Here is a 21,927-nt window from a genome sequence, read left to right as displayed (position 1 = left end):
TCACTATATCGATTAAAAGTTTGACCTTTCTTCGCTGGCATAACAAAAATCCCCTCCGGTATCCAGTGTTTGAGTTCATTGTAACATGTCCTCTTTTTTCACTGTCTACCATCAGGGGATAATACCAGGATGGGGCATACAGCGCGCTTTTATTCAAGATATCAGAAAGTATAAACTTCGAAGCTAGTGACTTCCTGATATCGCAAGAAAAACCTCATCTAACCGCGGTCTGTCATCTGTGAAAGTACGTCGATCGACGTTTTTCTTATAGATAGCAGAAAGCATAAACTTCGAAGCTAGTGACTTCCTGATATCGCAAGAAAAACCTCATCTAACCGCGGTCTGTCATCTGTGAAAGTACGTCGATCGACGTTTTTCTTATGATTTACTTACCGCTGCTGCTTCGGCAGCATGCTTGCCTGCCGTATAACCGGTTGCAAAGGCGGCTGTAATATTGTAACCGCCGGTGTATCCGTGAATATCCAGAATTTCACCGCAGAAGAAGAGGCCGGGCATCAGCTTGGATTCCATGCTTTTGGGCTGGATTTCCTTGAGGCTGACGCCGCCGCCTGTCACGAAGGCCTCCTTCAGCGAACGGGTGCCCGACGCGCGGAACATGAACTTTTTTAGAATCGAGATAAAGGTTGTCAGCGCCGGTTTGGAGATACCGCTGCAGATCATGTCGCTGTCGATGGAGGATTTGGATAGCAGCAGGGGGATCATTCGTTCCGGCAGCATGCCCTTGAGCACGTTTTTGATGCTTTTTCTCGGCTCATCCTCCAGCCGTCCTTTGAGTTCGGCCTCAAGCTCCGCTTGGGAGCGATCGGGGAACATATCGATGGCAATGTCCACATTTACGATATCAAACTTCCGCTGCACCTGGCGGATGAATTGACTGCAACGCAGCGCGATCGGACCGGACACCCCGAAATGGGTGAACAGCATATCTCCCCGGTGGGCAATCACTTTTTTTCCTTTCGGATTCCAGACGGAGAGCTCAACATCCCGCAGTGACAAACCTTGCAGCTCTTTAGAGGCAATAAAAGGCTCGGTGGAGACGATAGGCACTTCGGTTGGATACAGCTCCGTAATCGTATGTCCTGCCGCCTCAGCCCAAGGATACCCGTCCCCCGTTGAACCGGTTTGCGGCACAGACTGCCCGCCGGTTGCAATGATCACGCAGGAAGACTTGATCACTTCCCCGGATTTCAGTTCGATCCCGGCCGTCCGGCCGTTCTCATAGAGAACTTTTTTCACCGGACTGTTTGTCCGGATGTCGGTACCGAGCTCCTTCACTTTACCAATCAAGGCATTCACGACACTGGAGGCTTTATCCGTCACAGGAAACATGCGCCCATTGTCTTCTTCTTTGAGGCGAATGCCAAGGCCCTCGAAAAAAGACATGATATCCTTATTGTTCCAATGCTGAAAAGCACTATATAGAAAACGGCCGTTTCCCGGGATGTTGGCAATCAATTCATCCTGTTCTTTGGCATTCGTCACATTGCATCTTCCGCCGCCCGATATGCCAAGTTTACGGCCTAGTTTATCTCCTTTGTCAATCAGCAGAACGGAAGCTCCTCTTTCCCCTGCAGCAACACAGGACATCAATCCGGAAGGTCCGCCGCCGACGACAATAATATCATATTCAAGCATGTTTGCTCATAGCTCCTTTGGGGGTATATCAATTAATAGATGAATCTTATTATATAGGATTTTTGCGAATTATCCCAAACCTCATGAATAGGACATAGGATGTAGTTTACCCGGGCTTCGAAAGAGAAATTACAAGATATTGTAATATGATGTCGCCTATGCTTTAATCAGAAATATTAGATGCGTCGTCCAATTGAGGTGATCGATCACTGTGCTGAGCCTATGGAAAGATATTTTGCTGCAAGTTTTGCTGTCTGGTACACTCATCTTTCATCTGCCGCTTCTCCTCGACAGACATCTAAAGTGCCTGAACAAGAAGAATCCGGATGATCTGCTTCGATTTCGCAAACATATTGTCATTGCATGCGGAATCAGCACTGTATTATGTGTTTTGATCTCGGCCATGAACGATTATTACGTACCGATCAACCTTGGCGTAATTCCGTTATTTTTAGGCATATTATATGGAGGTCGTCGTTCAGGGCTATTTCTTGCAGCTGTGTATATCACAGGCCAAGGGCTGATTAATGGCTGGTCCACGATCGGCCTCATTCTGAATATGCTGGTTCTGGGGTATTCGCTATTACCTTGGATCACCTCTAATTTCAGGAAAGGCTCCATGACCGAGAAGATTTGCTGGCTGTGGAGCGCGCTTATTCCGGCCATGCTGATTATTGTAGCCTCCCACGCGATTGAAGGAAAGGTTAAGAATGATGCTCTGAATCCGGATACGATATTGGTGACCATTTTGTATATGCTGATCGGCATTTTTTATTCTGGAATGATTGTGTATTGGATCGAATTAACCAATGAGCGTCTGGGCGCGGGCCAATATGATGTGAAGAACAGAGAGTGGTCATCGTTAACCAAAATGATGGAGATGATTCCTTTAGGGATGGTCGCGGTAGATCGAAGCGGCAATATCATCGCCTTTAATCAACCGCTTATCCGCAGCTTTCGAAATGTGTTTCCCAATCTGTCGACCAAGGATGTTATCGGCAGACCGTTGTTTGACTTATTGGATGGCATGATTCAAAAAGAACATCTGCGCAGTCGGTTTCATAGAGCGATAGATGGAATCGAAAGCACCGGTGAGATTATGCGAAGCGCTACCAGGGTGTATTCCACGGGCATTTATCCGCTTATACATAACGAGAACGGCGACATCTTGGGTGCGGTAGGTATTATGGAAGATATTACGGAGCTGGAGCGGCTTCGGACGGAATTTATTAATGTAGAGCGTTTAAGTTTGGTTGGCCAAATGGCGGCGAGCATTACCCATGAAATTCGCAATCCGATGGCTGTCGTGCGTGGATTCTTGCAGCTGATGCAGGAGAAGAGTCCGGATACGCTGGACCATTATTACCGGATTGTCATGGAGGAGCTCGATCGGGCCAACGGTATCATCAGCGATTTTTTATCCCTCGCCCAAAACCGGGTTGCAGAGAAAGAAGAGTGTCACCTACATGACATTATACATGAGCTCAGTCCCCTCTTGTGGGCTGACGCGAATTTGCGCGGCCAGAGCATTGAGCTGAAACTCGGAACCGAAATTCCCCATCTGCAACTGAATGCCAAGGAGATGAAACAGCTGATTCTGAACCTGTGCCGAAACGGGATGGAGGCTATGGACGACAAGGGGACGTTGACGTTCGAAACCAGGCTCGAAGGGGATCAGGTCCAGCTTTATGTTGCGGATACCGGGATTGGCATCTCCGAGAATGAGCTGGAGCGTTTGTTTGAGCCTTTCTTTACGACGAAGAGCAAGGGAACGGGGCTGGGACTTGCCCTGTGCATGAGCATTGTACAGCGTCATCACGGGACCATTGATGTGAAGTCGCGGCTAGGGGAAGGAACGGTTTTCATTATTTCCTTTCCTGTCCGCTCGTTCCCGCAAAGCTTACCGGAAACCGAGAGTGCTGCCGCTTCCGAATAAACGGATTGGTAATTAGGCATTCTAAGGTAGAGCTTAGGGTAAAGGAGGGATTCGGATGAGTAAAAATGATTCCAAACAACAGGAGCAGCAGGAGCGTGAAAACAAAGAGCGCCGTGGCGAGCCCATCGTTGACAAGAAAAAAGATGGGGTAAACTATCCTGCTACCTAGTTCAAAGAATGAAACAATGAAAGACGGGCGGTATCCTATTTTGTGATGCTGCTCGTTTTGTATTTTCTTGCTTTCACTCTTTAGGATTGTATAATATAGATATCGATGAGCTGTTATAATTCGAACAATCTTGTTTATATAAGGAGTGAAGCAGTTATGGGTATGTCTTTTGACCGATATATGCGCGATATGGTTCAACCGATGCGGGATGAGCTGACTAGCTTGGGAATCAAGGAGCTGACAACACCTGAAGAGGTGGAGGAAGTGCTTCCGGCAGCGAAAGGCACAACGCTGGTCGTTGTAAACTCCGTATGCGGATGCGCAGCTGGGCAAGCACGTCCTGGTGTAGCTATAGCGCTTGAGAACCAGGTGAAGCCGGATCATTTGTATACCGTGTTCGCAGGACAGGATAAGGAAGCAACGGCGAAAGCCCGCGAGTATTTTGCTCCGTATCCTCCATCCTCCCCATCGATTGCGCTGTTGAAGGACGGAGAATTAGTGCATTTTATTGAGCGCCATCAAGTGGAGAATCGTTCTGCAGAAGAAATCGCGGCGGATTTGACCGACGCATTCAATCGCTACTGCCAGTAATTCGGCAGTTACATAGGCCCCGAAGCATTCGGCATATTCCGAAGCCGCGGGGCTTTTGTTATAGAAGCACTTCATAAAAGAGAGAACATACTGAAAGGAGTCATCTATCATGAGCCTACAAGAACAAATTATCGCCGAACTGGGTGTCAAACCTACCATTAATGTGGAGGAAGAGGTGCGCAAGCGCGTTGATTTTCTGAAAACCTATGTGAAGAACTCGGGTACTTCCGGATTGCTGATCGCCATTAGCGGCGGGATTGATTCGGCGGTGGCTGCCGGTCTGTGCAAACGGGCTACTGACGAGCTTACGGAGGAGACCGGTAAGGAATACAAGACACTAGGGGTGTTCCAGCCATACGGCGAGCAGGCTGATATTTCCGACAGCTACGCCACGGCGAAGGCCTTCGATTTGAAATATACCGTCGAGACCAATATCGAGGAAGCCGTGAACGAGGTTGCACTGGAGGTAGAGCATGGCCTGAAGAATATCGGCGTCCATAAACATATGAGCATTCCCGGCAAAGGTAATGTGAAAGCAAGGGTGCGTATGGTGGTACAATATGCGCTGGCATTCGAACAGAATTTGATCGTTGTCGGCACGGATCATGCTTCCGAGGCGATTACCGGCTTCTATACCAAGTGGGGCGATGGAGCAGTGGACATTACGCCGCTGAGTTCCCTGAACAAGCGTCAGGTTCGTATGCTCGCATCCTATTTGGGGGTTCCGCAATCGATTCTGGACAAAGCGCCTTCTGCCGGCCTTTGGGAAGGTCAGACAGACGAGAAAGAGCTCGGAATCAGCTACGAGGATAACAGCGATTATCTGGAAGGCAAGACGATCAACCCTGATGTTCAGCAGAAGCTCGAGAGCTATTACAACAAAACCGCGCACAAGCGCAATACGATTCCAGGCATCTAACATACGAATACCCAGCAAATAGCCTTCCGGAGAAATACCCTCCGGAAGGCTATTTATTTAGCGAGGCACTAGGTTAGGTATACATGATGTTGTAGGTCGGTTTGAGAACGCCGTTGGCATATTGCTTCATATCGACCAGTTCGAGTCTTAGCCGGGGTTTGACACTGCCGAACAACGGAACGCCGTCGCCAACGATTACCGGGTTGACCTTTAATACAAGCTGATCGATCAGTTGATGCTGAAGCAGGCTTCCTGCCAATTCCCCGCCGCCGCACAGCCAGAGCTTACCGTCTGTCCGTTGTTTGAGATTATGGATGTACGGGATGGCGTCCTCCTTGACTAACTCAACTTCATCATTGGATTCGAATTCTAATGACCGTGAGAATATATAATGTTTGAGTCCTTTGTAACCAGGCTCACCCGGCTTAGCCCCCATCTTAAATCCAAACTGATAGGTTTTACCGCCCATCAGCACAGCCTCAAACTCCTGAATCTCTGCCAAGAAGTCCGGAACATGATCCCCATCGAATAAAAAGAGAGTGCGGTCGATCCTCCCATCCATCATGGCTTGATCTGCGATAAAATAGTCAAGCGAAACGGCAACGTGATAAATCAATGAGCCCATAATATGCTTCCCCCTCACATCATGCTATTTTGTACAGTCTATATGGATAAAATTTGAAACACAACAATTTTATTTAATTCATTTTGTTGTAACACCGTTGGTCTCGCGTTGAGGTACATCGACTGATACAATAAGTAGGAGTATATTTTTTTGGACAGGAAGACTGGATCCATGAAGGAGAGCGGACGATTGTGATCTACGGAATCGGACATGACGTGCTGGACATGAAGCGAATGGAGATGTTAATGACAGGCCCGCATGGAGAGAGGTTCATGCAGCGCGTGCTTACGCAGGGCGAGCAGGTCATTGCCGCCAGCAAGGGGGCGAAACGCACGGAGTTTGTTGCCGGGCGCTTTGCTGCCAAAGAGGCGATATCCAAAGCCTTTGGCTCCGGAATCGGGGGTGTAATCGGGTTTCGTGACATCGAAGTGCTGCCGGGTGCTCTTGGCAGGCCTGAGGCATGTTTATCCCGGGAAGCCTGGGACCGCCTTGGAATGGAGGAGTCCGCCCATTATGCGATTCATTTGACGATTTCGCATCAGGCCACGCTGGCTTCCGCTTTTGCCGTGGTTGAGAAGATAAAGTAAGGTTAACGAAGGAGATTACTTATAGATGTATAACAAGGAACACAAACAATACTTCAGCCACGAGCTGCTGGATTGGTATGAGATCAACAAAAGGGATTTGCCTTGGCGCAGGCACCGCGATCCCTACTATATATGGGTATCTGAGATCATGCTGCAGCAGACCCGGGTGGACACGGTAATTCCTTACTTCCACCGGTTTATCGAACGGTTTCCAACGATTCAGTCGCTTGCGGATGCGCCGGAGGACGATGTATTGAAATGCTGGGAGGGCCTCGGCTATTATTCCCGGGCACGCAACCTTCAGGCTGCCGCCAGGCAGGTGACAGAGCAGTATGGTGGCGTTATGCCGAGCGGCAAAGAAGAAGTGTCGGGACTTAAAGGCATTGGTCCATATACCTCGGGTGCCATTCGCAGCATTGCCTTCAACATTCCTGCCGCCGCAGTGGACGGTAACGTCATGCGTGTGCTGTCCCGCTATTTTTTGATTGAAGAAGATATTATGAAGGTGAAAACCCGGACCAAGATGGAGGAGCTGGTGCTGACGCTGGTTCCGGATGGGCGAGCATCGGATTTCACCCAGGCGCTGATGGAACTGGGGGCGTTGATCTGTACGCCGAAGTCTCCTAAATGTCTGGTATGTCCGGTGATGGAGCATTGTACAGCGCGGTTTGAGGGCAAAGAGGAGTCCCTTCCTATTAAGACGAAGGCCAAGCCGCCGCGTCCTGAATACCGCCTTACGGCGATTGTAGAGGGCACCGGCGTGCACGAAGGGAAGATTCTGATCCGCAAGCGTCCATCCACCGGTTTATTGGCAGGGATGTGGGAGCTGCCGCATGTAATTGTATCCACCGAGGGGAGCGGCTTACCTACCGCGATGTCCGAGGAGACAACGATGAGCCGATTGAGGGATGCCCTACTGGAAGAAGGGGTTCCGGTTCTGCCGATCGGCCATGTGATGGACGCTGAGCATACCTTTAGCCATATTCAATGGAATATGGGCGTGTACCGCTGTAAGTGGCACGAGGTGCCGCCAGCAGCCCTGCAAGCAGCAGAGAGTGCAGCGGCTTATGAGACAGGCGAAGAGAACTTTCGCTGGATTCACGTGCATGACATGGAACGCTACGCATTTCCGAATGTGTTCATTCGGATTTTGAACTCGTATTTCTCATCTTGAAGCCGAAAATACCCTTGGAATGTAACAGCATGATATCGATATAAAAAGGCTGCTTTCGCGGTAGACAGGGTCTACAGCTGAAAGCAGCCTTTTTTTGGTATGATATCGGTTTTTAGTTAAGCGATATTATTTCGCGTTATCGTAACGTTTGCCGACTTCTTCCCAGTTTACTACATTCCAGAATGCAGAAATGTAATCAGGGCGTTTGTTTTGATACTTCAGGTAATAAGCATGCTCCCAAACGTCCAGGCCGAGGAGAGGAGTTTGACCTTCCATGATCGGGCTGTCTTGGTTTGGTGTGCTGGTTACTGCCAGTTTGCCGTCTTTAACAACGAGCCAAGCCCAGCCGCTGCCAAAACGGGTTGTAGCCGCTTTTGCGAAATCTTCTTTGAATTTATCGAAGCCGCCGAGCTCGCTGTTGATGGCATCAGCCAATGCGCCAGTCGGTTGTCCGCCGCCGTTTGGTCCGATAACTTCCCAGAACAGGGAGTGGTTAGCATGGCCGCCGCCGTTGTTGCGAACCGCTGTGCGGATGCTTTCCGGTACAGCGTCAAGGTTAGCGATCAGTTCCTCAAGGGATTTGCCTTGAAGCTCAGGAGCGTTCTCAAGAGCAGCGTTCAAGTTGGTTACGTAGGTATTATGGTGGCGATCATGGTGGATCTCCATCGTTTGTGCGTCGATATGAGGCTCGAGCGCGTCGTTTGCGTAAGGAAGTGCTGGTAATTGAAATGCCATAGTAAAAACCTCCTGTAAATTTAGTTTTTGGTTATGATGAAAGGGTCTTCCTTCATCAGGAAGTCTTTATCATCCCGGAGAAACGTAATATGTAATCCGGCTACACTACATATATTAAACCGTTTTGGGTGATTAAATCAACTTTTATGTTTGAAAAGTCGACAGAGGGCTAATTTTTTGCACGATGGAACGTTGTTTCAGCGCAATGAATATTAATGGAAAACTTTTCTTTGAAATTTGTCGTTATATATATAGTCTTGAACAAATCTATGATTAAACGTCGATATAGAAGGGATATGTCGAGGTAGAAAGGGGTCGGTACATAACATGAATAGTACAAAGCTCAGAGTGACTGCCATTCTGATGGCTGCCATTCTGGCTGCGGCACCGCAAGTGGAAGCTGCAGCATCTAAGACGCAGCCATCGCAAATCACGAAGTCGACTGCGCAGAAGGGTGCAGCGCTCGCCTGGAGCGTGAAACTTGGCAACTACGTCACGGCAAAGCTTGACCATGCCGACGTATGGCAGCAAACCGGCACGAATGTGGCGGTATTTACACTGACTTATAAAAACGGAGGGAAAAGCGCAGCGCGCCTGGTATCTTATTTTCCCAAGGTGGTGCTTCCCGGCGGTTCGGTGACGGCAGCCAATCCCATTTCCAAGGATCTAACCAAGAAGAAGGTAGAACCTGGGCAAAGCCTGAGTGTAACCTACTATGCGAAGACCGATAGCAGCTCCTTGTCCGGCATGAAGCTGGTGATGGACGTATGGAATCCGCAGGTCAAAGGCTACCTGCAGCGTGTCGGAACGTACAGGATGCCGGCCAACTATTCAGCCGCCGTACCATCCGGTTCGAGCTCCAAGCTGCAACTGGGCGGCAGTCCGGTTACCGTACAGGCTGAATCACTGGAGATCATCAAGTACGACGGGAAAGTCATCGCCAAAGTCGGGATGTATATGACGAACCATGGCGGAAAGGTATGGAATGACCGCGGGTTCGAACCGTATTTGGTGACGGGAAGCGGCAGTTCATTCCTTCTGCGTCATGAGGCAGGGGCCGAGGGTGTGCCTGTTCAGCCGAAAGAAAAGAAACTGGTTTATTACATAACGGAAGTTCCCTCCTATCTTAAAACGACCGGTTTGCGTTTCTTGTGGACCGAAAACGATGAAACGCTGAAGCTGTCGTTGCCGGTCGCATCCTTCAAGCTGCCTGCGGCAACAGCTCCAAAGTGGGATGTCGCGGCTGGCGCGGCCAAGAAGTTGACCATCAAGGGTATTCCGGTCGATGCCAGAATCCGCCAGGCTTCGCTGCGCGCCGCCGGGGGACAGGGCATATGGAGTATCGAGATGGCCTTCAAGAACAAAGGAAAAAAATCGGTGGAGGTTCCGGCCTACGAGTATGCGATTAAAGCATCCGAAGGCTCCTTCCATCCTTACACTCCGGATAACAAGGCGGGTTTGACACTCCGTCCCGGGGAAGAGAAAACGATGGTGATGGAAATAACACTTCCGCTTGATCTCAAGCAGGACCGGTTGAAGCTGCAAATGATCGGGGCATCTGGCCCTGTCAGCTCATCCAATCCGCCGGCGGGCTCGGGTGAACCGGGCAGTGAGACGACCACCGAGGTCCAGGAGTCATTGACCCTGCCGATTGCATATTTTGCCATCCCTTACCAAACGGAACGCAAATCATCGATCGGCGTGGAGTACGACGCGCAGACGGCCAAAGGATTTGCGTACACGCTGGAATCCATGCAGCGTCTGCCATGGCAGGATCAGGATCTGATCGTTGCGAAGCTGCGTCTGCGGAATACCCAGGAATCCAAATCGCTGCCGCTGCCTGAGCTTAAAGTAAACGTCACAGCGGACGAAAAAACGACGCTGGCCGGTTCGGAGGTTATTGCGGAGGAGCAGGGTTCCCTGATTCCCCCGGGCTCATCAACCGAGGTATATGTCATGGCGCGAATCCCTTATACCAAGGATATCCGTTCGCTCCGCTTCGAGCTGTTCTCGCAGCAGGATACAGCCAAAACGTCGTTCCTTACCATGACCACGTCCGGCATGACGCAGTCGATCAGCACCTTGGAGAAAGGGAAGCCGTATACGGTTACCGCGATTGGTAAGCGCGCAGAGGCGCAGGAACGGCGGACGGTCATCTATGAAGGCGTGGACTCCGATATTGTCTATTCCGAGTTCTTGCTGACCAGCAATGAACAGCGCCGCGTTCAAGCAGCAGTGCTGAAGGGGTATTTCCAAAGCACGGATGGCAAGATCTACGAAGCGGAAACCATTCAGCCGGAAGCCTCGCTTCAGCCGGGATCCAAGCAATCGATCGTCTTTTGGGCCAGAGTGCCGAAGGGGGCTGCAAGCGAATTGGGGCTTGCTCTGGGTACGGCAATGACCGGAGGCAAGCTTGCGGAGACGGGGAAAGACGCTACCGGTGTCATGGGCGTGAAAAAATTGATGCTGAATCCGATCAGACCAGCCGTAAGCTCCGGACTGACGAATCTCGATTGGTATCCTTACCACGTTTCGGTTACGAAAGCGGTAGGACATCTGCAGGAGGGCAGTTCTTCCATTCCGCTGAATATCACGTTTGATGTAAAGCGCAGCGAGAGCATCGTTGCGGCGGACTCCGGCCACAAGCTGATTCTAATCATCAAAGACAGCCTCGGACAGACACAGGAGCGTACGCTCACGCCAGGTACCGATATCCAGGTGCCGGGCACCCGGTCGGTGTCGATGGAGCTGTCGGATGAGCAATACAAAAAACTTCGCGGCGGTTGGTTTAACTTAACCCTGGTGGACGAATTCCAGAATGAGCGGATCACGCTCGGCAGCCAAAGCTACAATCTGATATTCACGCCTACTGCAGTCCCCGACGAGGAGAGTTAAATTAAGAACCGGAAAGGAATAGCGAACATGTTGCGTTTGGAAAATGTATCGCACAGCTTTAAGAACGGTAACGAAGTGTTGAAGGTGCTCCATAATATCCAGTTCGAAGTCCAGAAGGGAGAGATGATTGCCCTGCTGGGCAGTTCCGGGTCGGGCAAGTCCACGCTGCTCAACTTAATGGCAGGACTGATGAAGCCGACGGAAGGCCATATTTATATTGCCGATCAGGATATTGTCAAATACGGGGAAAACAAGCTTGCTGTCTTCCGCCGCAAGCATATCGGATTTATTTTTCAGGCCTATGAGCTGATCCCGACGCTCACGGTTCGGGAGAACGTGGAGCTTCCACTGGTCTTTCAATCCGTTTCTCCGTCCAAGCGCCGCAAGAAAGCGATGGAGCTGCTGGAGATGACGGGGATCGGCGATAAGGCTTCGTTGTACCCGTCCCAGCTGTCAGGCGGACAGCAGCAGCGCGTCAGTATTGCGCGCTCGTTGATTACCGAGCCTTCCGTAATTTTTGCGGACGAGCCGACGGGCAACCTGGACACCAAGACGGAAGAAGAAATTATCCGAATCATGATGGCGTTGAATGAGTCCATGAAAACGACGTTTGTCATCGTTACCCATGAGATGGAAGTTGCTGCTCAAATGAAAAAAACGATTATGCTCCGTGACGGTTATTTGGTTCAGCCGGAGGACTATACAACGCCAGCAGCAGGTCAACGGGGGCCAAACGCCCCCTCGTCCCTGCCTGGGGTCCCGGTTCATGCGGAGGAGGCAGGTGAGGTCAGCTGATAATTTTAGACAGCATACGGCTGGCATGGGGACAGATCAAACGCCGTAAAGTGGTGACAGCCCTGTGCATGACCGGTATTTCGATTGGATGCGCGGCTATTATCGTAGCGATCAGCATTGGCAACGGCGCCCAGAATTATTTGGAGACGGAAATTATTGGCGGCATGAAGCTTGACGAAATTACGGTGACTCCGCAGGGCTCAAGCGGGCAAGGTGAAGGCAGCGGCCCCACGGTCGGAGCTGACCGGGGATTGCTTACGGATGATAAGGTTCAGGTGATTCAGGGCTTTGATCATGTCAAATCCGTTATAGCCACCAAGCAGCTCGGGTATTTTAGAGCCATTTCGTCCGACAACCTGATCAACGACGGCTTCAACGTTGTGGCCGTGGACCTGTCAAAGCTCAAAGAGCAGGGTAACAGGTTCAAGGAAGGCGGCCCGCTTGATCAGATCGGTGCTATGGTGCTCAATTACGGAGCAACAACCGGATGGAAGGATGCAGAGACGAGCGAAAGATTAATGAATATGATCAATAGCGATCCCAACAATCCGAAGATATGGGAAGAATATCAGATGTATGAGAGCACCGTATCGGAAATGAACGGGAAAAATATTCAGCTGGAGCAGATGGACGGTGACAAGAAACAGCTTAGCCCGCAGCTTTATGTTGGAGGCGTGCTGGACGTGCCTACGGGAAGAGATGCCCAGTTTGCGATCTACGATCGTCAGGCCTATATTTCCTTTGATACGGCGGAATGGCTAACAAACAGTTTGAAACTGCAAAATGGGACAGCTTCCAAACAGCGGGTATACGATAATCTAACCGTCAAAGTGGATGATCTGCAGCATATTAAACCGCTCGAGGATTTGATCTCAAAGCTTGCGCTGAATGCGAGCGACAATTTGGCTATGCGTGATCAGGTCGCTTCCCAATTGGATACATTCAAAGCGATCGCTCTCGGCATCGGCGTATTTATCCTGTTATTGGCCTCGATATCGATCATCGTAGCGATGACGATGTCTACGCATCAGCGCCGCAGACAAATCGGCATCATGAAGGTTCTGGGGGCGAATATGCCGCAAATCCGCAACATGTTCATCGTAGAAGCCAGCCTGCTCGGTTTGCTTGGCGGATTGCTTGGCATCGTATTCGCATTTTTGATCATCAAGGGACTAAATTCATTCATTATGGCTTCGGCGGGCATGTCTGGGCTGCAAATTGCGGTTACGCTGGAGACGCTGCCGATCGGCATTGCATTCGCCGTGATGACCGGAATCTTCTCGGGGATCTATCCGGCGATCAGTGCAGCAAGAACGAACGCACTTCTGGCCATCAAGCGGGATTAGGATAATGAGTTTCGGAAAGGAAGCTAAATCGGTATGATAAAAAAAATCATAAAATGGACGGTTATCGTTGCCGTGCTGGGCTTGGTGGGATATTGGGGATATGGACAGGTGAAACCGAAAGAACCCGAGATTCCCATGATGGAAGAGCCGCAGGTCATCTCATTTCCCGTAACCGAGGAAAGCATCGTCTCGACCGTGCAGGTCAAGGGAACGTCCGAATACGGGCGGGAGACCAATGTGTACGCACCTTTTGAAGCGAAAGTGGAGTCTTGGAACGTAGAGAACGGCCAGCAGATCAAGAAAGGCGATGCGCTTTTTAAATTGGAGCAAACGGCCATTCGCCAGCAGCTTCAGCAGAAGGAAGCCGAGCTGCAGAAGCGGAAGCTGGAGCAGGAGCTGAAGGAGTTCACGTTAAATCAGGACCTCGATAACGCCCCGGCGTTAGCAACGGAGGCCGAGCGCCTTAAAATGCTCGCAGACCAGGAAAATGCTCGGCTGAGCAGTCAGCTGGACGAGGTTACCAACGATATTGAACGCCAGACGCTGGCCGACTTGAATGACAGGCTGAAGAAAGCTACATATCTATCACCTGCAACAGGCCTGTTTCTGTTCGATCCGACGCAGCAGCGGCCGCAATCGGTGACGGCGAACCAGTATATCGGCAAAATCGTCGACCTGGATTCTCTTCGATTAGTGGCATATGTCGGGGAAAACGATATATTCAGCATTAAGCAGGACATGGCGGTTGAAGTAAAGCTGCCGTCCATCAAGGATCTAAAGCTGAAGGGAAAGGTGCTGGAAGTGGCCAAATTTGCCGAGACGACGGCTCAGGAGAAGCAAACCTCCCAGACACCACAGTTTAAGGTAATCATCTCGCTGCCGAAGGAAGATCGTTTGATCGGCGGGCTGACGCTAAACGGAGACATTGTAACCAAACGAAAGGATAAGGCGGTTGTGGTTCCTAAACTTGCCGTTATGACGGACGGAGGCACCTCCTATGTCATGGTGGACAAGGGAGGCAGTCAGATTGAACGGCAGGATATCGAGACCGGCTTGCAGACGCTGGATAAAGTCGAGGTTGTGTCAGGGCTGAAAGTGGGCGACACCGTCGTTCTCCAGTAAATATGATGAACGTAAACACAGCGTTGCTCAAAGGCACATAGCCTAGAGAACGCTGTTGTTTTTTTACTTGCCTATATCAACGATAGGACTGGGAAAGTCCGGTTATTTTATTAAAATATAGATCTCAATCAGAAAGAAAAGGCTTGGAAATTCATGGGTGTAATTTTAACAGTGAGCTAATGGTTTAACAGCAGGAAACAAACCTGTTATTCAACAAAAATATGGAATATTATCCAGCCAAAAAGATGAAAACGCTTCATATAAAGCGCTTTCAGAAGAAAACTCGTGAATTTACGAGAAAGATGTGGTTTAATGGACAAGGAAAGAGGATTTTCGGGTTTTTTGTAGTAACATAAATGTCAGGTTTGCGTTAACGGAATACTAGATTTTTGTAAACCGGGTAAACCGCATCATGCTAACGAAAAGGGAGATTTTGAAATGCATGTTCGTTCCTTTCAGTTGAGTGACTGTAACCCCGTAACCGAGCTTCTGCAGATTGCTTTATCGGAAGAATGCTACGAAAACACGATGGAGCCCTTCTCCAGACAGCTTGCTTGGGACTCCGATCTGATTATGGTGGCTGAAGAAAACGGTGAAATCGTTGGTGCCTTAATCGGTACGATCGAACGCAATCATGGTTGTTATTACCGCATTGCCATTCATCCCGACTACCGCAGAAAAGGGATTGGCAAAGCATTGATTTCGGCAATGGAACAGCGTTTTCAATCACGGAAAGTCAGTCGGATCATGGTAGCCGGAGACGAGCACAACGCCGCAGCCATGCCATTTTATGAAGCTATGGGATACGGTGCCAGCCAAATCCTGCGGTCGTTCCAGAAGCTCAGTATCCTTGGTCAATAGTAGTCATGACGAGAGCGGTACATACGAGCGGGCGCAAACGGCGGCCTTAAGCTTCGACAGAGATAAGAAACGACATTTTTTCGATATGAAGCATATCTTTCAGCCGTTGCAAATGGGTGGGAGATATGCTTTTCTATTAATGTACCTTTTTGAAGGTGCCGCCTTTGGTACCCGAAGGCGAAATCGAAGTAAAGTAGGTGTAGCATGGGACAAGTGATTTCTCCGGATTCAACTGAGCATGGCGAGAACAACGGACCTCAGAATCAACCTGGCAAGAAGAACAGCTGGGCTGCCGAGCTTTGGGATTGGGTAAAGACGATTGCGATTGCATTTGTTATTATGGTGCTTCTAAATATGTTTGTGTTCAACCTTTCTATGGTTAAAGGTGAATCTATGCAGCCGACACTGGTAGCATCGGAGCGGCTATTTATTAATAAAGTGGTATATCGCTTTGCCGAACCGAGCCATGGCGATGTCATTGTGCTTAAGGACCCGAGTGATGGCCCGGATAAGAAGGAGTTTCTTGTAAAGCGTGTCGTTGGCGTACCTGGGGACACCATTGAGGTAAAGGACCAGAAGCTGTACGTAAACGGAGTTGCACAGCAGGAAGGATATACCGATGTCCCGATCGAGGACCCGGGCTTTGAGCCTATAACCCTGGAAGAGGGCCGCTACTTCGTTATGGGAGATAACCGCCATCTTGGAAAGAGCAAGGACAGCCGCATGTTCGGCAGCGTGAAGGAAAGCGACATCGTGGGCAGGGCTGAATTTATTTTCTGGCCGTTGTCCGAGATCAAAAAGCTGTAGCTGAAAAGACAGAACATCATCCCAGGAAAGGAGGCGCTGGAGAATGACCTACACACTCGGCTCGTATGCTCCTCCGCCTTCGGTATGGGAGGAGCTTAAGCAGGAGCTTAAGACCGTTGCACCGGAGCTTGGCATTGATGATATCGGCTTTGCTTCGGCGGAGCCGTTCGAATCCTTGAAGGGAATATTGCAAAACCATCGGGATAAAGGGTATGAGTCGGGCTTTGAGGAGTCCGATCTGGATAAGCGGGTTACTCCAGCCCTTCCCGGTACGGAGCCGAAGTCCCTGATCGCCATTGCCATAACGTACCACTCCAAGATGGAGAACCCGCCTAAATCAGAGCCTGGCAAGTACAGGGGGATTATGGCGCGGTCTGCATGGGGAAGGGATTATCATCAGGTTCTCCGGGAGGCCATGAGCCGCCTGGAGGAATACATTAAAGAACGCGTGCCGGATGCAAAGCTTGAAAGCATGGTGGACACGGGCGCGCTTGTTGACCGGGCGGTTTCGCAGCGAGCCGGGATTGGCTTTAGCGCTAAGAACTGCGCCATCATCTCTCCGAAGTTCGGTTCCTGGATATTCCTCGGCGAAATGGTGACCAATATTCCGTTTCCGCCGGATACGCCGGTAACCGAGGACTGCGGGGAGTGCACCAAGTGCATTGACGCTTGCCCAACCGGCGCGCTTGTCGGTCCCGGGCAGCTGAATGCCCAGCGCTGCGTTTCTTTTCTAACCCAGACCAAAGGGTTTCTGGACGAAGAAGCCATGCGCAAGATCGGTAACCGGCTGTACGGCTGTGATACCTGTCAAATTGTTTGTCCGAAGAACCGGGGCAAGAATTGGACTCATCAAGAAGACTTTAAGCCCGATCCCGAAAAAGCCAAGCCGCTGCTCCTGCCCATCCTGGATATGACCAACCGGGAATTCAAGGAGGCATTTGGAGATACTTCGGCCGCTTGGCGCGGCCGAAAGCCGATTCAGCGCAATGCTGTCATCGCGCTTGGCAACTTTAAAGATATTTCAGCCGTACCGAAGCTGAGCGAGGTACTGCTGAAAGACCCGCGCCCGGAGCTGCGGGGAACCGCTGCATGGGCTCTGGGCCGCATTGGAGGCGAAGAAGCGTTGAACAACTTAGAGAAAAGCATGAAATCAGAAGGGGATTCCCAAGTACGAGATATGCTGCAGCAAGCCTTGAATAAACTGAATACACCGAGTGAGAAAGAAGCGCCTGCCGGAGCTGCGGCTGATGCTTCTTCCGCTGGCACTCCTGCTGCGGGTTCCTCTAATGGGGACAAGCCGGAACAGGAGAGTCCTGTTATTCAGGGAGTTGAGCCGATGGCCATCCCTGAAGGAGGACCGGAAATGTTGTATTACGATGAACTTCAATCTCCGATTGGACCGCTGACGGTCTGCGCAACGGAGAAGGGATTATGTCTTATTGAATTTGGCAGCTTCTATGTGAAGGAAGCGGTCATCCAGCAGTGGTCACGGACCTGGGCCGGTAACGGCGGCTACCAGCGTGACGAGGCAAGATTAGCTCCTGCGATCACGCAGTTGAAGCAGTATTTTGCAGGGGAGCTAAAGGCGTTCGACGTACAGCTGGACATGCGCGGAACTTCGTTCCAATTGCAGGTGTGGGAAGCGCTGAAGTCCATTCCTTATGGAACGGTGTGTTCCTATAAGGATGTGGCGGAATCCATCGGGCGTCCTAAAGCGGTTCGTGCCGTAGGCGGAGCGAACAACAAGAACCCGGTCCCGATCATCGTGCCATGCCATCGTGTGGTAGGTGCTGACGGAGCACTCATCGGATATGCCGGCGGGCCGGAGATCAAACGCACTCTGTTAACAATTGAAGGAGCTATGCCAGGCCGAAAAGGGTCGTAATGGATACAATATGCATGACTAGGGCCGCTTGCTGCCATGTATCCGTTATTTTCATTTGCTGTGGCGAAAAGGACATGCTATGATAGGTTCGTATATGCGCCATTAAATGGTAAATATTAGTATAGTAGAAGGTGGTCAAGTGATGGATATAGTCATTCCGATTATTACATTGATCGTGGGTCTGGTTGGCGGATTTTTTATCGGCGTATTCTATCTCCGCAAGCAATTGGAGAAGATGCAGAACGATCCGCAAATGCTGCAGAAGATGGCAAAACAAATGGGCTATAACATGAACAGCAAGCAAATGCAGCGCGCACAGCAAATGATGAAAAATCAGCCTATGCCGGGTAAAGGGCAAGGCCGTAAACGCAAATCATAATGAAAAAAAGCCCGCTCCCGTCTAAATGAAATGACGGAGGGGCATTTCTATTTAAAAAGGCCGCTAACAGCGGCTATAAGTTAACCGTTTGGTTTTTCTATGGAACGAAAAAGGGGGATGTACCGTGGCGGGTGTAAAGGATTATGTGAACAATAAAGTAGGCGATAACCGGGAGCAGATCGAGTATCATGTTGAGCAAATATTGAAACTGATCGGTGAAGATCCCCAGCGTGAGGGACTCCTTGAGACACCGGCCCGTGTAACGCGGATGTATGAGGAGATCTTTGCGGGATACGAAGTGGATCCCAAGGATGTCCTCGGGGTTACCTTTGACGAGAATCATGAGGAATTGGTTATTGTGAAGGATATCGTATATTACAGCCAGTGCGAGCATCATATGGCGCCGTTCTTTGGTAAAGTCCATATCGGTTATGTCCCTAGCGGCAAAATCGCCGGCTTGAGCAAGCTGGCGCGTCTGGTAGAGGCGGTTACCCGCCGTCTTCAGGTGCAGGAGCGCATCACCTCGCAAATCGCGGACATTATGGTGGAGGCGCTGCAGCCAAATGGCGTGATGGTCGTTGTAGAAGGCGAGCATCTGTGCATGTGCGCGCGCGGTGTGAAGAAGCCGGGCAGCAAAACGGTCACGTCAGCTGTACGCGGTACCTTCCAGAGTGATTCTGCACAGCGTTCAGAATTTCTGTCTTTGATTAAAGACTAAGCAGGATCCAGACAATTGCAAAAGGCTTCGCCCACGGAGGCGAAGCCTTTTTTTGTGCTCAGCAACGAATGTGAGCTCATATGTTAATCGATGCAAGGCAAGGGCTCCTCAAGAGGCCCCATCCACTTGTTTCATATACCGCACATATTGGATGAGTGCGTGTTTTTGCTCCTCGATATCCCGGATGCGGCGGGACATCTCCATGAAGAAGGTTTCAATCTGATCGCGCAGCACATTGGCGGATTGTCCCTTCCAATCCTGCAGACGGGCGTACATGACCCGTGCCTCCTGTTCGTCGGCCCGAATGGCTGCCAGCAGTCCTGACAGCTCGCGTTCGGCCTGAAGCAAATCATCCAGCTCCAGCAGAATCTCTCGACTCATCTCCATCCCTCCCGGTAGTTGTCGTATTGATGTTTACCCGCTGTTGTCTGTCCGTTCAAATAAATCCGCTTTGAATTTAATATACTGAACGATGTCGGTGGTATGCTGCAGATGCCATTGACTCATCGACATGATAGATGTATCCAGCTGCTGGACAATCGGCTGCAGACGTCTGCTGTGGCTGGAGAACATGTATTTGGAGAGACGCTGCCGGATTCCTTGGATTTCGGCATCACTTTGATGGGCGTGTGCTCTCCATTTCTCGGCTACGCTTCGCAGCTCGGCAGGGGTTACCTGGATGGTACCGGAGGAGCCTCCTGCGGAGCCGCCCAGGGCTCCCAGTGAGCCGCCCAAACCTAAGCCCAAATTGCTCAACGGCCCGCCAAGACCAAACAAGAGATTGCTGTGAGCAGGGATTCTAGGCGAATCCACAGCTTTATCGGTAGCACCGTCATAAAGACGGTTCGAAACGTAGCCATCCTCGAATCGATAGCGGTCAAGCTGATGATAATTGGGGCCGCCCAGTGTATTATCAATTTTTTCTTTTATACTGAGACCGTCATTGGCGTCTTTATAACTGGAGTCTATGTAATAGGTAGAACCGACGTGGCCATCGAAGCCGCCGAGCGCGCCGCTGGCAATAATGTCGCCTGGATGGGCGAAATTAATGATTTGGGAATCGAATTCCCCGTTCTCTGCCTTTCTTCTGGCTTCAGGGGAGAGGCTTCCGATGACCGACGGAGCGCTGAAGGTGACAGCCGACATGCCCGTATAGGCGGCAGCATATTGCGCGTTGGCTCCCCCTAGGGAGTGACCCGTGAGGGTGAAATCAACACCCTTGTATTTCTCCTTCATTTCCAGCGCATAATCCTCGGCTTGATACAACTGGTTGGTTCCCAATATATCCGTTTTTTTATCGATCTGCCGCGATTGTTCACCGAACCAATCCGTGACATCGTTAATCCCCGTGGCTTCTTTGACTTTGTCTACATGGTCCGCCCAAGGTGGCCGAAATTCCGGGATTTTTCTTTTGATCTCTTCAATGCCAATGTCCGCATCGGCCAAATAATCGGGGAGAGCATGGGATAAGTCTTTGCCTGCCTCGGTGCCCCGGTATGCGATAACGGCCTGATTCGTTTCCTTGTTGTAAAAAGTTACCGCATCAAAACCAGATATGCTGTTGCTCTTATAGTCCTCAAGGACCTCCCACCCAGGCAAGTCCTCAACGGTATCTTCTTTTTTCAGATCGAGATAAGCCGCTTCTGACATCAATCGGTACGTCTCGTCATCCACTTGCGGTGAACTCAAATATACTCCCTCCTTAACATGACTCAGCAGGATCAGAACCTTTAGTTACAGCCAAAAGGCAGCACAACCCATCACTCGCCCTTAATCGCTTTTCTGAGCTCCGGGTTCATTACGAAATTAGATGTCTCGCCTGTGTTGAAATCGACGGATATTTTAAAGGTTTGTTCCGGATGATCTACTACAAACCCTTCAAGGTTGACCTTGTCCGCTACAATAGAAGGCATCATCTCTTCTTTGGTAATCTCGACATCCAAGTTGTATTTCTCTTTAAAATGCTCAACGGCTGTGGTCTTAGCTTTCGTTATGACTTCGTCCGAGCTGTCGTCTGTATTGGCTTGGTTATTGTTCACTGGCTGGCATCCTCCAACAATTAAAATGATAAGCACAAAAGCAAAAATGAAAACACGTGATTTGAAACTACTGTTCACACTGACCCATCCCTTCAGTGGTGATGTTCTGCTCTTACAGGCATGCTGCATCTTGCAGTACTGGTTTGGAACGCATCGTTTCTCTTCGTTTCGCCTTAGGCAATGTAGTTGTGGCGCACCAAGCTTACTGTCATATCATAATCCAGCATATGGTAGCGTTCAACCGAATAAATAACCAGATATGTAGTAAAAAAGACCTAACAATAGGCTCGGATTATTCCTTAGTTTTAATAATCTTGTCCAATTCTGGACTCATGACCAAGTGCCCGGTTTCAAGGGTCTTGTAGTTTACAGATAAATTGAAAGTCTGATCGGGATGCCCTATGACAAAACCTCCAACATCAATTTCATCGGCGACATATGTAGGTAATTTATTTTGGCTCGTTATTTGGACCTCCATATCGTACGTTTCCTTAAAGTATTGAATTGCAGCATTGCTTGCTGCAACGATGGATTCATTGCCATGGCGATTGTTATTGTTGATGGAAGACGGATGGCCGCATCCTACGGATACAAAAAAAAGGATGAGTAAGGTAAGCAATCCCGACCCCTTTATCCAATGTGCTCCAGTGTACAGAGAATCACCCCTTTGAATAAGGATAAGCCCTCC

21 protein-coding genes are annotated in these 21,927 nt (G+C 50.1%); 14 read left to right on the top strand and 7 right to left on the bottom strand.

The window, feature by feature from the left end; genetic code table 11:
* Nucleotides 1-378: 378 nt before the first annotated feature.
* The gene (locus tag AK95_RS15660; RefSeq protein ID WP_071220895.1) at nt 379-1,656 is read right to left on the bottom strand and encodes a BaiN/RdsA family NAD(P)/FAD-dependent oxidoreductase; all 1,278 of its coding nucleotides are present in this window, start codon (nt 1,654-1,656) and stop codon (nt 379-381) included.
* Between the two features lie 211 nt (nt 1,657-1,867).
* Here AK95_RS15660 and AK95_RS15655 point away from each other — a divergent pair, with 211 nt between their 5' ends.
* The 3 genes from AK95_RS15655 to nadE all read left to right on the top strand — a co-directional run bounded on the left by AK95_RS15655 (nt 1,868) and on the right by nadE (nt 5,271).
* Nucleotides 1,868-3,592 carry a two-component system sensor histidine kinase NtrB gene (locus AK95_RS15655; protein ID WP_071220894.1) on the top strand — a complete coding sequence of 575 codons (1,725 nt, stop codon included), beginning with the start codon at nt 1,868-1,870 and terminating at the stop codon, nt 3,590-3,592.
* A 325-nt stretch (nt 3,593-3,917) separates the two neighbouring features.
* Nucleotides 3,918-4,352: a BrxA/BrxB family bacilliredoxin gene (locus AK95_RS15650; RefSeq protein ID WP_071220893.1), complete on the top strand. Its 435-nt coding sequence runs from the start codon at nt 3,918-3,920 to the stop codon at nt 4,350-4,352.
* A 109-nt stretch (nt 4,353-4,461) separates the two neighbouring features.
* Nucleotides 4,462-5,271 (top strand): ammonia-dependent NAD(+) synthetase, encoded by an 810-nt coding sequence (nadE, locus tag AK95_RS15645; RefSeq protein WP_071220892.1) that lies wholly within the window; start codon nt 4,462-4,464, stop codon nt 5,269-5,271.
* Nucleotides 5,272-5,344: 73 nt separating this feature from the next.
* On the opposite strand, the gene AK95_RS15640 is transcribed toward nadE, so the two are convergent.
* Entirely contained in the window at nt 5,345-5,896 is a 552-nt protein-coding gene (locus AK95_RS15640) for a dihydrofolate reductase family protein (protein ID WP_071220891.1), read from the bottom strand.
* A gap of 191 nt (nt 5,897-6,087) precedes the next feature.
* On the opposite strand from AK95_RS15640, the gene acpS reads away from it, so the two are divergent.
* Both acpS and mutY read left to right on the top strand, forming a co-directional pair.
* Nucleotides 6,088-6,483: a holo-ACP synthase gene (acpS, locus tag AK95_RS15635; protein WP_071220890.1), complete on the top strand. Its 396-nt coding sequence runs from the start codon at nt 6,088-6,090 to the stop codon at nt 6,481-6,483.
* A gap of 25 nt (nt 6,484-6,508) precedes the next feature.
* Nucleotides 6,509-7,657 (top strand): A/G-specific adenine glycosylase, encoded by a 1,149-nt coding sequence (gene mutY / locus AK95_RS15630; protein WP_071220889.1) that lies wholly within the window; start codon nt 6,509-6,511, stop codon nt 7,655-7,657.
* A gap of 126 nt (nt 7,658-7,783) precedes the next feature.
* On the opposite strand, the gene AK95_RS15625 is transcribed toward mutY, so the two are convergent.
* On the bottom strand, nt 7,784-8,392 hold the full coding sequence (locus AK95_RS15625; RefSeq protein WP_071220888.1) for a superoxide dismutase: 609 nt from the start codon (nt 8,390-8,392) through the stop codon (nt 7,784-7,786).
* A gap of 327 nt (nt 8,393-8,719) precedes the next feature.
* Here AK95_RS15625 and AK95_RS15620 point away from each other — a divergent pair, with 327 nt between their 5' ends.
* The 9 genes from AK95_RS15620 (at nt 8,720) to folE (ending at nt 19,200) form a co-directional block, all read left to right on the top strand.
* Nucleotides 8,720-11,287 carry a hypothetical protein gene (locus tag AK95_RS15620; RefSeq protein ID WP_071220887.1) on the top strand — a complete coding sequence of 856 codons (2,568 nt, stop codon included), beginning with the start codon at nt 8,720-8,722 and terminating at the stop codon, nt 11,285-11,287.
* A 27-nt stretch (nt 11,288-11,314) separates the two neighbouring features.
* Nucleotides 11,315-12,082, top strand: a complete 768-nt coding sequence (locus AK95_RS15615) for an ABC transporter ATP-binding protein (protein ID WP_071220886.1) — start codon at nt 11,315-11,317, stop codon at nt 12,080-12,082.
* Nucleotides 12,083-12,132: 50 nt separating this feature from the next.
* The gene (locus AK95_RS15610; protein ID WP_071220885.1) at nt 12,133-13,428 is read left to right on the top strand and encodes an ABC transporter permease; all 1,296 of its coding nucleotides are present in this window, start codon (nt 12,133-12,135) and stop codon (nt 13,426-13,428) included.
* A 33-nt stretch (nt 13,429-13,461) separates the two neighbouring features.
* A complete protein-coding gene (locus tag AK95_RS15605) occupies nt 13,462-14,550 on the top strand; it encodes an efflux RND transporter periplasmic adaptor subunit (protein ID WP_071220884.1) in 1,089 nt (362 codons plus the stop codon).
* A 438-nt stretch (nt 14,551-14,988) separates the two neighbouring features.
* Nucleotides 14,989-15,411 carry a GNAT family N-acetyltransferase gene (locus AK95_RS15600; RefSeq protein WP_012819018.1) on the top strand — a complete coding sequence of 141 codons (423 nt, stop codon included), beginning with the start codon at nt 14,989-14,991 and terminating at the stop codon, nt 15,409-15,411.
* A gap of 204 nt (nt 15,412-15,615) precedes the next feature.
* Nucleotides 15,616-16,218: a signal peptidase I gene (lepB, locus tag AK95_RS15590; protein WP_071220882.1), complete on the top strand. Its 603-nt coding sequence runs from the start codon at nt 15,616-15,618 to the stop codon at nt 16,216-16,218.
* A 43-nt stretch (nt 16,219-16,261) separates the two neighbouring features.
* Nucleotides 16,262-18,103: a tRNA epoxyqueuosine(34) reductase QueG gene (gene queG / locus AK95_RS15585; RefSeq protein WP_071220881.1), complete on the top strand. Its 1,842-nt coding sequence runs from the start codon at nt 16,262-16,264 to the stop codon at nt 18,101-18,103.
* Nucleotides 18,104-18,245: 142 nt separating this feature from the next.
* On the top strand, nt 18,246-18,482 hold the full coding sequence (locus tag AK95_RS15580) for a YneF family protein (RefSeq protein ID WP_009594912.1): 237 nt from the start codon (nt 18,246-18,248) through the stop codon (nt 18,480-18,482).
* Nucleotides 18,483-18,606: 124 nt separating this feature from the next.
* On the top strand, nt 18,607-19,200 hold the full coding sequence (folE, locus tag AK95_RS15575) for a GTP cyclohydrolase I FolE (protein WP_071220880.1): 594 nt from the start codon (nt 18,607-18,609) through the stop codon (nt 19,198-19,200).
* Nucleotides 19,201-19,308: 108 nt separating this feature from the next.
* On the opposite strand, the gene AK95_RS15570 is transcribed toward folE, so the two are convergent.
* The 4 genes from AK95_RS15570 to AK95_RS15555 form a co-directional block, all read right to left on the bottom strand.
* Nucleotides 19,309-19,581, bottom strand: a complete 273-nt coding sequence (locus tag AK95_RS15570; protein ID WP_071220879.1) for a hypothetical protein — start codon at nt 19,579-19,581, stop codon at nt 19,309-19,311.
* A 33-nt stretch (nt 19,582-19,614) separates the two neighbouring features.
* On the bottom strand, nt 19,615-20,889 hold the full coding sequence (locus tag AK95_RS15565; RefSeq protein ID WP_071220878.1) for a Tle-like phospholipase domain-containing protein: 1,275 nt from the start codon (nt 20,887-20,889) through the stop codon (nt 19,615-19,617).
* Nucleotides 20,890-20,960: 71 nt separating this feature from the next.
* Nucleotides 20,961-21,239: a hypothetical protein gene (locus tag AK95_RS15560; RefSeq protein ID WP_071220877.1), complete on the bottom strand. Its 279-nt coding sequence runs from the start codon at nt 21,237-21,239 to the stop codon at nt 20,961-20,963.
* Nucleotides 21,240-21,531: 292 nt separating this feature from the next.
* Nucleotides 21,532-21,858: a hypothetical protein gene (locus AK95_RS15555; protein WP_201259391.1), complete on the bottom strand. Its 327-nt coding sequence runs from the start codon at nt 21,856-21,858 to the stop codon at nt 21,532-21,534.
* Nucleotides 21,859-21,927: the final 69 nt, after the last annotated feature.

This window comes from Paenibacillus sp. LC231 (genome assembly GCF_001860525.1).
Classification (GTDB): Bacteria; Bacillota; Bacilli; order Paenibacillales; family Paenibacillaceae; genus Paenibacillus_AQ.
This window is presented reverse-complemented; position numbering and strand designations above follow the sequence as displayed.

What these genes read in the sequence shown, in the direction of transcription:
- AK95_RS15660 (WP_071220895.1), bottom strand. Translation starts at nt 1,656, where the DNA reads ATGCTTGAATATGATATTATTGTCGTCGGCGGCGGACCTTCCGGATTG.
- AK95_RS15650 (WP_071220893.1), top strand. Translation starts at nt 3,918, where the DNA reads ATGGGTATGTCTTTTGACCGATATATGCGCGATATGGTTCAACCGATG.
- nadE (WP_071220892.1), top strand. Translation starts at nt 4,462, where the DNA reads ATGAGCCTACAAGAACAAATTATCGCCGAACTGGGTGTCAAACCTACC.
- AK95_RS15640 (WP_071220891.1), bottom strand. Translation starts at nt 5,896, where the DNA reads ATGGGCTCATTGATTTATCACGTTGCCGTTTCGCTTGACTATTTTATC.
- mutY (WP_071220889.1), top strand. Translation starts at nt 6,509, where the DNA reads ATGTATAACAAGGAACACAAACAATACTTCAGCCACGAGCTGCTGGAT.
- AK95_RS15625 (WP_071220888.1), bottom strand. Translation starts at nt 8,392, where the DNA reads ATGGCATTTCAATTACCAGCACTTCCTTACGCAAACGACGCGCTCGAG.
- AK95_RS15620 (WP_071220887.1), top strand. Translation starts at nt 8,720, where the DNA reads ATGAATAGTACAAAGCTCAGAGTGACTGCCATTCTGATGGCTGCCATT.
- AK95_RS15615 (WP_071220886.1), top strand. Translation starts at nt 11,315, where the DNA reads ATGTTGCGTTTGGAAAATGTATCGCACAGCTTTAAGAACGGTAACGAA.
- AK95_RS15605 (WP_071220884.1), top strand. Translation starts at nt 13,462, where the DNA reads ATGATAAAAAAAATCATAAAATGGACGGTTATCGTTGCCGTGCTGGGC.
- AK95_RS15600 (WP_012819018.1), top strand. Translation starts at nt 14,989, where the DNA reads ATGCATGTTCGTTCCTTTCAGTTGAGTGACTGTAACCCCGTAACCGAG.
- lepB (WP_071220882.1), top strand. Translation starts at nt 15,616, where the DNA reads ATGGGACAAGTGATTTCTCCGGATTCAACTGAGCATGGCGAGAACAAC.
- queG (WP_071220881.1), top strand. Translation starts at nt 16,262, where the DNA reads ATGACCTACACACTCGGCTCGTATGCTCCTCCGCCTTCGGTATGGGAG.
- AK95_RS15580 (WP_009594912.1), top strand. Translation starts at nt 18,246, where the DNA reads ATGGATATAGTCATTCCGATTATTACATTGATCGTGGGTCTGGTTGGC.
- AK95_RS15570 (WP_071220879.1), bottom strand. Translation starts at nt 19,581, where the DNA reads ATGAGTCGAGAGATTCTGCTGGAGCTGGATGATTTGCTTCAGGCCGAA.